Source organism: Chryseobacterium sp. AC405b, assembly GCF_979258685.1.
In genome coordinates this window covers 2,399,981-2,414,542 of the sequence record NZ_OZ409877.1, presented here as the reverse complement: position 1 = coordinate 2,414,542, position 14,562 = coordinate 2,399,981, and the positions used below count along the sequence as shown (strand labels likewise).

Annotated in this window: 11 protein-coding genes; 2 read left to right on the top strand and 9 right to left on the bottom strand. The window is 33.7% G+C overall.

Annotated elements, in window-relative coordinates:
* Positions 1–6 precede the first annotated feature (6 nt).
* From ACZZZA_RS11550 to ACZZZA_RS11515, 8 genes are all read right to left on the bottom strand, one after another.
* Positions 7–534, bottom strand: coding sequence for a nuclear transport factor 2 family protein (locus ACZZZA_RS11550; RefSeq protein WP_463431892.1), 528 nt, complete (start codon positions 532–534; stop codon positions 7–9).
* A gap of 39 nt (positions 535–573) precedes the next feature.
* Entirely contained in the window at positions 574–2,424 is a 1,851-nt protein-coding gene (locus ACZZZA_RS11545; RefSeq protein WP_463431890.1) for a glycoside hydrolase family 13 protein, read from the bottom strand.
* A gap of 243 nt (positions 2,425–2,667) precedes the next feature.
* Complete coding sequence (locus ACZZZA_RS11540; protein ID WP_463431888.1) at positions 2,668–4,827, bottom strand: glycoside hydrolase family 97 protein; 2,160 nt, start codon at positions 4,825–4,827, stop codon at positions 2,668–2,670.
* Between the two features lie 80 nt (positions 4,828–4,907).
* Entirely contained in the window at positions 4,908–5,882 is a 975-nt protein-coding gene (locus ACZZZA_RS11535; RefSeq protein WP_463431887.1) for a SusE domain-containing protein, read from the bottom strand.
* Between the two features lie 62 nt (positions 5,883–5,944).
* Positions 5,945–6,898: a RagB/SusD family nutrient uptake outer membrane protein gene (locus tag ACZZZA_RS11530; RefSeq protein WP_463431886.1), complete on the bottom strand. Its 954-nt coding sequence runs from the start codon at positions 6,896–6,898 to the stop codon at positions 5,945–5,947.
* 370 nt (positions 6,899–7,268) lie between these two features.
* Positions 7,269–7,577: a hypothetical protein gene (locus ACZZZA_RS11525; RefSeq protein ID WP_463431885.1), complete on the bottom strand. Its 309-nt coding sequence runs from the start codon at positions 7,575–7,577 to the stop codon at positions 7,269–7,271.
* Positions 7,578–7,588: 11 nt separating this feature from the next.
* Positions 7,589–8,332 (bottom strand): hypothetical protein, encoded by a 744-nt coding sequence (locus ACZZZA_RS11520; RefSeq protein WP_463431884.1) that lies wholly within the window; start codon positions 8,330–8,332, stop codon positions 7,589–7,591.
* Between the two features lie 59 nt (positions 8,333–8,391).
* Positions 8,392–10,326 (bottom strand): SusC/RagA family TonB-linked outer membrane protein, encoded by a 1,935-nt coding sequence (locus ACZZZA_RS11515; RefSeq protein WP_463431882.1) that lies wholly within the window; start codon positions 10,324–10,326, stop codon positions 8,392–8,394.
* Between the two features lie 334 nt (positions 10,327–10,660).
* Here ACZZZA_RS11515 and metG point away from each other — a divergent pair, with 334 nt between their 5' ends.
* Positions 10,661–12,694, top strand: a complete 2,034-nt coding sequence (gene metG / locus ACZZZA_RS11510; RefSeq protein ID WP_463431881.1) for a methionine--tRNA ligase — start codon at positions 10,661–10,663, stop codon at positions 12,692–12,694.
* Between the two features lie 158 nt (positions 12,695–12,852).
* On the opposite strand, the gene ACZZZA_RS11505 is transcribed toward metG, so the two are convergent.
* A complete protein-coding gene (locus tag ACZZZA_RS11505) occupies positions 12,853–13,557 on the bottom strand; it encodes a class I SAM-dependent methyltransferase (protein ID WP_463431879.1) in 705 nt (234 codons plus the stop codon).
* 491 nt (positions 13,558–14,048) lie between these two features.
* Here ACZZZA_RS11505 and ACZZZA_RS11500 point away from each other — a divergent pair, with 491 nt between their 5' ends.
* Entirely contained in the window at positions 14,049–14,486 is a 438-nt protein-coding gene (locus tag ACZZZA_RS11500) for a hypothetical protein (RefSeq protein ID WP_463431877.1), read from the top strand.
* Positions 14,487–14,562 lie beyond the last annotated feature (76 nt).

Sequence of the window (14,562 nt, the reverse complement as noted above, 5' to 3'; positions counted from 1 at the left end):
CTATTTTTAGTTTTTAGTTTTTAATTTTTCTATCAGAGTATCTTCTATGATTGTTTTTTCATCAACCACTTTATCTGAAATATCGTTCGGGATGGTCATAGAAAGTACATACTGTTTTATTTTCCATTGATTACCCATTTTTTCTAAAACGCCACTTCCCCTACAGATTTTCATCTGGGTGTCTAAAATTTCATCAAACCATGCGTATTTTCCGTCTTTACTGAACGAAATATTTCTTTGCAGAGAAGTGAAATTCCATGCTTTTCCTTTGTCAAAATGTGGTTTTGAATAATCCATAAATTGCTTTTTGTTCCAAATTTCGGTAGCATCGGTTCCGATAAAGGTAGATTCTTCGGCAAATAATGCAAAATAGTTTTTGAAATCGGCTTTGGCTGCAAACTCATTGAGTTGATTGAGCACGGTTTCTATATTTTTCTTTTGAACATTTTCGTAGAAACCTTTTTGTTGGGCAGAAAGTGTTGCTGAAAAACCGAAAAGCAATATAATAACTCCAATGAAAGTTAATTTTTTCATATTATTTATTTTTTATCTCAAAAAGAAGCTGTGAAGAGATTATTTTAATTCTACAATTAAAGATGTTTTTGCCGGAATTGTAAGACTTTTATTTATCATCAATTCTTTTCCTGAAAGTACATCTATACCTTTTTTGAAGTCCTTTAAACTTTCAGCAAATCGTTGTAAATCTAACGTCTGTTCCTTTTCATTATTATTTAAAACTACCATTACACTTTCTTTTTCGTCATACCTGAAATAAACATAAACATCGTTTTCCGGGATATAATGTTTGGTTTTTCCGGTATGAATTACGGTAGTATTTTTACGCCAGTTTAAAATTTTTTGGCTGAAATCGTAAAACTCTTTTTGCTCTTTGGTTTGTGTGGAAGGATTGAAAGCGTTTTGTTTATCCGATTTCCAACCGCCAGGAAAATCTCTGCGAATATCTGCATCACCACCTGTTTTTTTGTCGCCACGCATTCCAACTTCAGAGCCGTAGTACAATTGCGGAATTCCCCGAACTGTAGAAATAAGGGTTAAAGCCATTTTATAAGTTTCAGGATTTCCGTTGAACATTTCGTTCCAGCGTTCGGTGTCGTGATTTTCGAAAAAAACGAGAATATTATTGATGTCGGGATATAAAAAATCGCTGGTAAAAACATTGTACAATTTGTTCATTCCTGCGTCCCAAGAGTCTTTTTCAGCCAAAGCTTTTGGTAATTCGGAATACAGCATAAAATCCATCACCGAGGGTAAATTGGAATTATAATTTGCTGCTTCGCCAATTTTTGAATCTTTTTGCCATGCTGAAATATGAGCCGCAGAATATAACCACGCTTCCCCAACTATATTGAAATTCGGATATTCGTCAGTGATCGCTTTTGCCCATTTTGCCATCGCTTCCTTGTCGTTGTACGGATAGGTATCGACGCGATAACCATCCAGATCAGCAAATTCTATCCACCAAATGGCGTTCTGTGTTAAATATTTTAAAACAAATGGATTTTTTTGATTGATATCGGGCATTGTCGTATCAAACCAACCGTCGAGCGCGAGTTTTTTGTCGATTTCTGCAACATTGGTATCGAACTGTGAGGTGGTTTTATAATTAGATCGTTTAAAACCTTTTTCGCTGTCGGGAAACTGATGAATCCAGTCTTTCATCGGTAAATCTTTAATAAGCCAGTGTGAAATTCCCCAATGATTGGTAACATAGTCCATCACCAATTTCATGTTGTTTTTCTTGAGCTTTTGTGAGAGCTCAAGGTATTCTTGATTGCTTCCGTAACGCGCATCTATTTTGTACAAATCGGTTTGTGCATACCCGTGATAACTGTAAGCTTTCTCATTATCTTCGCAAACCGGAGTGAGCCAAAGTGTTGTTACACCAAGGTTTTTAAGATAATCAATATTGTTAATAATCCCCCGCAAATCTCCGCCATGTCTCCCGTTGGGTAAAGTTCTGTTGGCTTTTTCAATAAGTTCAGGTTGAGAATCGTTGGAAGGATCGCCATTGGAAAATCTGTCGGGCATGATGAGATACATCACATCTTTTGAAGTGTAAGATGCTCTGTTGGCAGAATTTGGGTTTCGCTCCTTTAATTCATAATGGTAAGAATCTATGATTTTATTCTGATTCTTTATATTGATTTTGAATTTTGAAACCTTTATTTCATTGGTATTGACAGTGATGAAAACGTAATTCGGGTTTTCTACTTTCTCTAATTTTTTGATGGAAATTCCGTCCGAAAGTACAATCTCATTTTTGGAAACATCTTTTCCGTACACCAAAATTTGAAGTTCAGGATTTTTCATTCCTTTCCACCAAAAAGCGGGTTCAACTTTTTGAATCTGCAAAAAAAAGTTCTGAAATACAAAAACTAATGTGAGTAAAATTATTTTTTTCATAAGAATAATATTGAAAAAAAACATTGATTAAATAAACTTTGTCAAAGATTGTACTTTGACAAAGTTGTAATAAATATAGACTTTCCTAGCCCCGATCGAAACGGCATCCTTTTTTGTTTTGGGCAAAAGCCCGGAACAAAAAAGATATAGTGGAGAGCGGGAAACAGCTTCTGAAAAAAAGATTTAAAATCTACCCAGTTTTTTCGCTTCGCTCAAAATCTATCCCTTCAGAGAAGGTAATTTTTATTTTACAGGTTTGATCGAGATGGCAAAACCACCACTTCGAACCATCTTGAAAGGTATTTTTGACTTGCTTGTAATCTGTTTTTTATAAATATTGTAGCTTTGAGGATTATCAATGTAATCTGCATCTTTTCCGTCCTCATACACTACAGCTTCATACTTTTTACCTTTATCCAAGAAAGAAAAATCTACCGTATACTCGCGTTTATTTTCATCGGTAATTCCACCTACAAACCAGTTTTGCGTTCCTTTAGCTTTTCTTGCCGTAACCACGTATTCTCCAGGCTCTGCAGACAAAATTTTGGTATCATCCCAATCTGCAGCTACATCTTTGATAAACTGAAAAGCATCCATGTGCTTTTTATAGTTTTCAGGTAAATCTGCAGCCATTTGAAGTGGCATATACATCGTTACATACAAAGCCAATTGTTTTACTAAAGTAGTTTTCACAAAACGTTTGTCACCAGGGAAATAGTAGTCTAATTTTGTCTGAAAAATCCCAGGTGTGTAATCCATTGAGCCTCCCATCCATCTTGTAAAAGGAAGAATAGTCTGATGATCGGGATTGTTTCCTCCAAATGCATCGTATTCTGTTCCACGAGCAGCCTCTGCGGAAATGTAGTTTGGATAGGTACGGCTTTCTCCTGTAGGACGAACTGATTCGTGAGAGTTAACCATCACTTTGTATTCATTTGCTTTTTCTGCAATTCTGTAGTAGTGGTTGATCATCCATTGAGAATAATGATGTTCCCCTCTCGGAATTATGTCTCCTACATACCCTGTTTTTACAGATTTGTAACCGTATTTATTCATCAACTGGAAAGCCTTGTCTGCCCATCTTTCGTAGTTCGTTGCAGAACCTGAGGTTTCGTGGTGCATGATCAGATCAATTCCTTTTGAATGAGCGTAGTCATTCAGCATTTTGATATCAAAATCCGGATATGGCGTGATAAAATCAAAAACATACTCTTTTGAACGACCGAACCAATCTTCCCAGCCAACATTCCAGCCTTCAATTAACAGTCCCTGAAAACCGTTTTCAGATGCAAAGTCGATGTAATCTTTTACTTTGGTATTGTTGGCACCGTGGTTTCCGTTTGGTGTTAATTTTGAAAAATCTGTCTGACCCAACCTTACGTTTGATTCTGGCTGACCATAAGCCCACTGAGATTTTCCGATGATCATTTCCCACCAAACTCCCATGTATTTTGTAGGCTTAATGTATGAAGTATCGGTATATTTTGTGGGTTCGTTTAGGTTAAAAATCATTTTAGAATCCATCACATCTTCTGCTTTCGGAGCAACGATGATGGTTCTCCAGGGCGTTACCATCGGAGTCTGCATATATCCTTTTGCGCCTTGTCTGTCTGCCGTAAGGTTAGTTTTAAATTTAAAATTCTGAGCATCTACTTCAAGATGAGAAGCAGGATAATCTAAAACTGCAGCTTCGGCAACATTGATGTATAAAGGTTCTTTTCCTTCTTTTTTCAGCATTAAAGGAGACTGAACGGCATTTTTAATTAAAGTCTGTGAAGCGTTTGCATCAGCTGCCTTTGCCCATCTTCCCGGAATTTCAGAAATTTTTGTTTCCTGATATTGGTATTCCTGTGAATCGTAATCTGCGACCATCCACCAGGCTTTCATATCTGAAGGAAAGTCAATTTCAGAATCTTCTTCGCGAATAACGAAATAGTTTAGATTTTTTTGCTGTGGAAATTCATATCTAAATCCTAATCCATCATTGAACAATCTGAATTTTACAATAATACTTCTGTCAGTAGCTGACTGATTAAGCGTTACCGCCAATTCGTTGTAATGATTAATATAATTTTTCTTTTCACCTAAAACCGGTTGCCAGGTTTCGTTTTTTGAATCTGTTTTCTCATCAATTTTTGTAAAACCGCTATTTAAGTCAAATTTAGCATCTTCTGGTTTTGCAATTTCTGAAGCAAACTTAATAGATGAATCTTTAAAGATTCTCAATCCCAGTTTTGAATCTTCAACAACTGTTTTACCGTTAAATTTCAGATTGTAATAGGGAACGCCTTGCTTCAACTGGAAATCCATTTCAAATTTTCCATCCGGCGATTTTAAAGACTGTGCATTTGCACCTCCAAACATCATAGAGAGCAAAAATGCTCCGATTGTCATTTTCTTCATATTGAATATTATAAGTTTTAAAAATATAAAAACTGTTACTTTTTAGCAACAGTTTTTATGTAAAACATCTTGAAATAAAATTATAGTTTTACGGCTGTATAAACTAAGTTTACTTCATCAAAAGTAATTTTATAAGTTCCTGCAATACCAATGGCAATATTTGCACCACCAGCATCTAGAGACCCATTATTTCCATCATCTCCAAAGTTGGTTCCCCAATCATTGTTGAGTCTGAATTTGATTTCTCCTACTGTTAAAGCAACAGTAACTTCCCATTTTTCTGTATTACTATTCCAAACTAAATCCGTATCTGGATCACTCCAACCGTTTGGTGTTGCAGAACCAATAACTCCCCAAGAATAAGGTGCTAAAGTAAATTTGTTAGTATTAATATTTACAGTTAACTTTTGGCTTCCAGCATTTACTGCTTTCAAGTTATTGCTACCTCCATCATATATGATATCTACGTTATTATTAGTACCATAACTATGATCCCAATTTTTCATTGGTGTAATTTTAAATTCAGAATTTGCTGTAGTAAAATTAATATAACCTATGTAAATTCCATTGCTTGTAGCAGATTTTAAAGCTTGAGCTGTCGGTGGATCCCAACCTTGATATGCACCCGGAGCGTACATATACGAAACCAAAGCATAAGGATTTACAGAAATTTTCTGTACAGCCGAATAGACAGGCACTCCCTTTCCTACAGTAGTTTTTAATCTAACATCAATATCAGAAGCAATGCCGGTTGGTAATCCAAGGCTTAACATTAAGGAATTAAATTCTATTACAGTGTAGGATTTAGATAATACGCCATTGCTTAACCCCGCTTCTTTTGGCATAGCAAAATTAGTTCCTGAAACTGCAAATTGCAAGACATTGGTAATTTCTACTTCGGGAGTATAATCTGCAGGGGTAATGGTAAAAGTAACTGCGTTGCTGTTAGCATTTGCACTAGATAATGATAAAGTGGTTGCACTTGCTTTAAGTGTTGGCTCGGATTTTAAAGATAAAATCGCCTGATCTTCATCTTTTTCGCAAGACCAAATCATTGTTATAGCAATGGCTGCAAAAATAAATTTTATAATATTTTTCATTATTTTAAGTTTAATAATTAATAACCTGGATTTTGAGTTAAATTAGAATTAATATTCAAATATTTATTCGGAATAGGGAATAAAACTCTTGTAGAAGCTATAGAAGATCCATTTTGGACTCCTCCTTTCCATTGCCAAGTATAGCTAGATACGTAATGATTTAATCTAATCAAATCTTGTCTTCTTGTCCCTTCCCAATACAATTCTTTAGCTCTTTCGTTCAAAATAAACATTTCTTTAGCGTCTGTCGAAGTAAGAGCATTGAGGTCAGACATTGCAATGTTTGTAACACCACCTCTTGTTCTTAAAGTATTGATATACCCTAAAGCAGTAGCTATACTACCTTTTCCATTAACAATTGCTAATTCTGCGTACATTAAATAAGCATCACCCATTCTGAATAAAGCAAAATCTGCATCCGTAAAAGTACCATCACTTCCACCTGCACCGCTAGATGTTTTGTTAGAAAACTTAATCAATTTTACACCTTCCTCAAATTTTGCATAATCTGAAATAGATGCAGGATCTGTACTTCCTGCTACTTTCATTACTCTGGCATCTGTTCCTGTAGATTGAATAAATTCCTGGCGAGTTCTAAAACCTGCCCAGCCTGCATCTACTCCCAATACAGCTCCCACTGCATTGGTACAACTTGCATGAATTAGAAAAGTAGTTCCCCCGTAAGTTTTTGTTTTAATACCATCGAAAGTAATAGGGAAAATAGCTTCGTCTTGAGCACCGTTTAGATTGTTATCTGCCTTAAATAAATTAGCATAAGGTATTGTTGCCACTTTATATGGTGAACCAATTACTTTCGTGATTTCTGTTAAAGCTTCTGTACTTCTGTCAACACCAGTATATACTTTGGAATTTTGGTATAGTTTGGCTTTTAACATCCAAGCAGCAGCTTTATCTGCTCTACCATACTCATTGGTTTTTGCAGCTGCTAAATCTCCATCTATCTCATTCAACTCTTCTAATAAATAGTTGAAAACATATTCTCTCGATTGTACTGATGGTTTTACCCCAGAACCAATAATATCACTTTCTGTTGCAAAAGGAATTCTACCATAAATATCTATTGCATGATAGTAAGATAAAGCTCTTAAAAATCTTGCTTCTGCACGGAAAGTTTTAATTTGAGTTTTTAAATCCGCTGAAACTCCCCTAGTTGATAATTTCTCATCGGTAGTTTCTCTTAAAAACTCATTGACTAAGCCAATCTGGAAAAATATTCTTGCAAAAAAAGCTTCATTGAATTTATTATCTGCGTTCCAAGTATTGAAGTTTAAATCTCTAATTCCTGGATTATCAGATTCTCCCCAAGCAATAATTGCCTCATCAGTTGTTAATTCTTGTAATTGCCAATATCCTCTGATATATTGTGAAAAACCTTCGTTGGGTTAGTCCATCTGCTTCTAGTCCTAAATCTGAATTTCCATTAGGAGAAGTCTGTCCTGTGACCGCTAAACCAGCGTAAATTTTCGCTAAAAACTGCTTATAAGATTCTGGATTGGAATAGAATTGTTCTGATGTATATAATTCATCATCATTTACTTTAACATCCAAATCATTGATACAAGAAGTTGCTGATATAAGAAATACACTTGCAATAGCCAGATTTCTTAATTTTATTATATTTAATTTCATTTTTTTAAAGTTTAAAAGTTTGCGTTAATCCCTAAAGTAAACATTCTTGCTCTTGGATATATAGAACCATCTCTTCCTTCATTAAATACCTCTGGATCTAAGTTTTTATACTTAGTGATAATAAGTACATTATTAACACCTGTATAAAATCTTATGGAGCCATTATTTTTTAATAAATTATCAAAGGTATATCCTAAGGTTACATTGTCTAATTTTACGAAACTTCCGTTTTTTACATAATAATCAGATTCTTTATTAGTAAATCTAAAATTTGTATTGCTAAAATCTACAGGAGCATTATTAATAGTTCCATCTACAGTATTGTAGATATTTCCCAATTGAGCTCTGTCTGCAGAGATTTGATCATATACATAATTTCCTACACTTGCTCTCCAAGCCATAGAGAAGTCAATATGCTTTCCAAAAGTTGCATTGGTCATAAAGCCCATTGTCACATCTGCTTGTGGTTTTTTATAGATGTACTTATCTGCAGAAGTTATTACACCATCATTATTTCTATCGACATAAGCACCTTCAATTGGCTTACCATTGCTGTCATATACCTGTTGGAAAACATTAAATACATAAGGAGAATAGCCCGTTTTAAATGTTTGTATAAAAGCACCTAAGCCAACACCTCCTTTATCAATATTATCTAACTCTAATTCTTTAATATTAATATTATTATAGGTTGCGTTATAATTGAAATTTAGGGTGAAATTTTCTTTTTTCACAGCTTTTATATCCAATCCCAATTCTATCCCTTTTGATTGTAATCTACCAATATTTTTAGGACCAATAATTCTTAAATTTTCTAAAGGGCACCTTCCGGAACAATAGATAATAGATCTTCTGTATCTGCTAAATAAAAATCTAATGTCCCTGTCACTCTATTTTTAGCAAATCCAAAATCTAACCCTAGGTTATATTTTATACTTTCTTCCCATTTTAAGTTTTCATTATATCCGTTGGCTTTTGCAATCTGATAAAATGTATTTCCAAATTGATAAAATAATGTTGAAGAAACATTATATGTTTTAAAGTAGTCATATCTGAAATCTCCAATATCTTGATTTCCTATTTTACCGATACTCGCTCTTAATTTAAGATCAGATAGTGTAGAATTTCCTTTTAAAAAACTTTCTTCTGAAATTCTCCAGGCAGCAGCTACACCACCAAAATCTCCCCATCTATTTACTTTGCTAAAACGGGAAGAACCATCTCTTCTATAATTAACAGTAAGTAAATACTTATTTGCGAAACCTAAATTTAATCTACCAAAAAAAGCTTGTAAATTAAGATCTGGTTTAGAATCTGGATTATAAAAATTATTAACAGGATCTAAAGTGTACAAAAATGTATTACCACTTGAAAAACTTGTTTTATGGTAATTCTGATATTCATAACCTCCCATTACATCAAAATTGAATTGACCGAAAGTTTTACCGTAATTCAATTGAATGTTGGCATTTTTGTTCAATAGACTTTCGCCTGAAAAAGATTCTGACCCATAATAAGCAAAAGTATTGGCAACAGAATAATATCCGTTTCTGGAATTCTTATTTGTTGTTACGTGCCCGTCTAATTCTTTACTATCCAAACCTGCATTAGCAATCAACCTTAATTCTGGTAAAAAATGGAATTTATATTCCATGTTTACATTTCCAAAAAATCTTTTGAAATTTTGTATATCACTCTTATTTCTTAATTGTGCTACAGGATTTGAAACTCCATTAGGATTGTAAGTTCCTGTTGTAGGATTGAAATTACCTCCGCTATTTTCATAATAACCATCTCCGTAGATAGAATTGTCATCATAAACAGATTGAGTAGGGTTCATAGAAAGTGCATTACCAATAGCTCCTTCATCGGCATTATTTTTAAAAGTATAAGAATAAGTACCAGTAATATTAAATTTTAGATGATCATCAAAAAAACTAGGGCTGATTGCAATATTTCCTGTCGTTCTTTGGAAACCAGATGTAATTAATAAACCGCTATTTTCTAAATGATCTACAGAGAAACGGGTTGGTATTTTACCAAACAAACTTCCAGAAATGGAGGCATTAATGTCATTCGTTACGGATGTTTTAAAAATCTCGTCTTGCCAATCAGTATTAGCAGTGCCTAACTGAGCTACTTTATCTGGAACATATTGATTAATTAACGCTCTAAACTCATCACCATTATACACTTTAATTTTTTTAGCTAAAGTATTAACTGTTGTAAAAGCATTTAATGAAACTCTTAATCTTTTACCTCCTTTTTTTGTCGTAATTAATATAACTCCATTAGATCCTCTAGATCCATATATTGCAGTAGAAGCCGCATCTTTTAATATAGAAAAAGATTCTATATCATTTGGGTTAATAGTAGATAAAGATACTCCATCTAAAGGCAAGCCATCTACAACCAACAAAGGTTCGTTACTTGCATTTAAAGAAGAACCACCTCTTACTCTAATAATCGGTTCACTACCAGGTGTTCCAGATTGGGTGATGACCACACCGGCAGCGCGTCCATTAATAAGCCCTTCTGCAGTTGCTACAGCACCCTTATTGAAATCAGCTGTCGAGAGAGAGGTAATAGAACCCGTCAAATCAGTTTTCTTCTGTTTTCCATAACCAATCAAAACTACTTCCTCAATAGTTTTTTCTTTAGTTGTAGAGTCTGCAGTTTGTGCATACATCATTGAACTAGCCAATAAAAATGCCGGTGCAATTTTTAATACTGTTGTAAAATTTTTCACAAATATTGTTTTTATATAGTTTTTTATACTTATTAAAACTGCAAATGCAGTGTTGCAATATAAAAAAAAATTATAATTATATTAATTTTACATTAAATTAAGTTAATTTTTTATAAATTAAAGCGACTATTTTAACTAAAAAATTAATATTCAGTTAATTATATAAAATTATTCATAGCATAGTATTGGTTTCTCATACATTAATATTTAAACGAACGTTTAACTAATTACCTGTTAAATATATTAAAAATGTGTAAGTAAAGTCAGAATGTTATTATAAAAATACGTATAAACAAAATATCTTTATCTTTGCAGACCTAAAACTATACTATAAATGTCAAACAGAAAGATGATTACGGCAGCTTTGCCATATGCAAACGGACCAGTTCATATTGGGCATTTGGCGGGAGTGTATATTCCTGCAGATGTTTATGCAAGATTTCAAAGAAGATCAGGAAAAGATGTTGCTTTTATCTGCGGATCAGATGAGCACGGAATTCCTATCACTATACGAGCTAAAAAAGAAGGAGTAACCCCACAGGATATTGTCGATAAATACCACGAAATCATTAAAAAATCTTTTTCGGATTTAGGGATTTCTTTTGATGAATATTCGAGAACAACTTCAAAAAAACACCACGATACCAGTCAGGATTTCTTCAAAGTGCTTTATGAAAAAGGCAAATTTACGGAAGAGGTTTCTGAACAATATTTTGACGAACAGGCAAACGAATTCCTTGCCGACCGCTACATCGTGGGAACTTGTCCGAATTGTGGAAACGAAAACGCTTACGGAGATCAGTGCGAGAGATGTGGTTCTACCCTTTCACCTTCAGAACTGATCAACCCAAAATCAATGTTGAGCGGGAATGTTCCTATTTTAAAAGACACCAAAAACTGGTATTTACCTTTAAATGATTACGAAGATTTCTTAAATGAATGGATCATTGAAGGACACAAAGACGACTGGAAAACCAATGTTTACGGTCAGGTAAAATCTTGGTTAACAGACGGTTTAAAGCCCCGCGCAATGACCAGAGATCTGAATTGGGGAGTTCCTGTTCCGCTGCCGAATGCTGAAGGTAAAGTGCTTTACGTTTGGTTTGATGCGCCTATCGGATATATTTCTTTCACTCAAGAATGGGCAGAGAAAAACGGAAAAAACTGGAAAGATTACTGGCAAAGCGAAGAAAGTGACCTGGTTCATTTTATCGGAAAAGATAATATCGTATTCCACTGTATTATTTTCCCTGCGATGATGAAGGCTCACGGAGATTACATTATGCCTAAAAATGTTCCTGCTTTTGAATTTTTAAATCTAGAGAACGATAAAATTTCAACTTCAAGAAACTGGGCAGTCTGGGCACACGAATATGTAGAAGAATTTCCGGGGCAGCAGGATGTTTTGCGTTATGCACTTCTTTCTTCCGCTCCTGAAACGAAAGACAACAATTTTACCTGGAAGGATTTCCAGACCAAAAACAATTCAGAATTGGTTGGGATTTTTGGAAACTTCATCAACAGAGTTGCTGTCTTAATCCATAAATACTATGATGGAGTTGTTCCTCAAGGTGATGTAAATGCTCCGGAATTACAGGAAATCAATAAATCAGCAAAAGAAATTTCAGCTTTCTTAGAAAATTACGAATTCAGAAATTCTTTGACAGCATTGATGAATTTAGCACGTTTCGGAAACCAGTATCTTCAGGCAGAAGAACCTTGGAAAACGATCAAAGACAATCCTGAAAAAGCGGCACAATCGTTATTTGTCGGAGCTCAGATTGCAGTTGGTTTAGCACAGTTGTGTGAGCCTTTTATGCCCTTCAGTTCAGAAAAATTACTGAATATGTTTAATGTTCAAAAAACAAGCTGGAGCGATGTTGAAACTAAAAATGTTCTCATTGAAACAGGGCATACAATCAACGAATCATCTCTTCTTTTCTCAAAAATTGAAGACGATGTGATTGATTTTCAGATTCAGAAATTAGAAAATACAAAGCAAAGCAATAAAAAAACAAATCCTAACGCCAAACCAATGAAAGACGAGATACAATTTGATGATTTTACAAAAATCGACCTGAGAACTGCAACCATTCTTGAAGCTGAAAAAGTAGAAAAAGCAGATAAATTATTAAAACTAACTGTCGATACAGGTGTTGATGTAAGAACCGTAGTTTCCGGAATTGCAGAAAGCTTCACCACAGAAGAAGTAATCGGAAAACAGGTGATGATTTTATTAAATCTTGCTCCCAGAAAAATCAGAGGAATAGAATCTCAGGGAATGTTGCTTTTAACAACAAAAGCTGACGGAAAATTATCTTTTGTAACGCCTGATGAAACGGTAGAAAACGGTATTGAAATAGGATAAATTTTAATATTTTAGATAAACAAAACCACATTAAATTCATGTGGTTTTGTTGGTTTATAGATGCTTCGACAAGCTCAGCATGACAACGCTACAAATGAATCACTAATAAGACAGTTAGTATTAGATATGTCATGCTGAGCCTGTCGAAGCATCTCTATTTATATTTTAATCAATTTTGCCAAGTAAGAATCTTCATCCCGTAAAACTATTTCAATTTTGAAACCATTATTTTCTGCAGCATTTTTTAAGGTGTTAAAATCAAGATACAGCCATTTGATCGGATCTTCAGACTCACCTTTGTAGTGAACGATATAATCCAGTTCTCCATAATATCCATTTGCCGGAATCAAAACTCCGCCATCCTCGTCCTGATCAAACATATACAAAATATCGGTGCTGTCAATCAGGATCTGTCCGTTTTTGTTTAATAATGAATGGAGTTTTTGAAGATAGATATCAATCACATTCAGGCTTTGGAAAATCCCAGTTCCGTTCATCAACAGAAGAATGGTATCGAAAGTTTCTCCTGAGAATTCAAGCATATTTTGAGCAACCGTTTTCTTAATTCCTCTCAACTGACAAACTTCAATTGATTTTGAAGAAATATCTAAAGCAGTAACATCCAGATTTCTTTCATTCTGAAGATAAAGAGAGTGTGAACCAGCTCCGGCTCCGATATCGAGAACTTTTCCCTGAGATAATTTCAAAGCTTTTTGCTCAATCTTGTTCATCTCTTCAAAGTCCCTGAAAAGATAGTCTACTGGAAGCTCATCAAGTTCGGAAATTGAAGTTTCAGTCTGCAGATCTTCAGGATTTTCATTTTTAAAATAATCCCAGATTGCGTGTCCCATTAAGTCTTTCATGATAAATTGTATTGGGGCAAAGATAAATGTTTTGAAAGTATAATTTATTATTTGAATGTCTAATTACCAATATTAAAAAGAGTTTATGAAAAAAAATCACTACATAATTCTTATATGTAATTATTAAAAAGTTATTTAGCTTTGAAAATAAAATATAATATATGAAAGTGTATTTAGACAATAACGTAATTATCGATATTGAACAGGGAAAGGTTGACATTAGTGAATTAAGTCAAAATTTGGGAGAATAAATTACTGATATTTATTATTCTGCTGCTCACATCCATGAACTTAATGAAATTACTGCCGACAATAAAGAAGAGTTAACGAATCGTCTAAAAAAAAGATTTCAAACAATTAAGGAAATAACGAAAAATAAATATTTATTTCATGAACTTCCAAGCAACATAGTTTATGAACAGTTAGAATCTCCTAAAGTTGTATATGAAACAATTAATCAAATTCCTTTTGCGAGAGATTCTATGAAATCGATGATAAATACTGTAAGTGAAAATCAAAAAGAAATCTTTAGAAAGTACATTGGAATTAATTTAATAGAAATTAATAATTATGAACCAATTGATGTCATACAACATATAAACAAAAAATTAGATATATTAGAAGGTTTTTCATTTTTAGAAATTATTGAAAAAGGAGTAGAGTTACATCCTAATGGAAAATCATTTGGATTACATAATAGGTTTGGTGGTGTTTTTGAATTATTAGATATGATTGGTTATTGGAAAGACAAGTTCAACGAGAAATCTAATTACGCTCGTTTGTGGGATTCAAATCAAGCATATTTCGCAAGTTTTTGTGAAGCATTTATATCAAATGATAAACGAACAAGAAACAAAGCTTTAGTTGCTTACAGTATCTACAATATTAAAACAAAAGTATATTCTCCTTTTAAAAACTCTAAATTATAAATCACCATCATCCACATTTTCTATTTTTAACCTTCCTCATTCGTGGAAAAATTCCCTAACTTGTCTACTCTAAAAA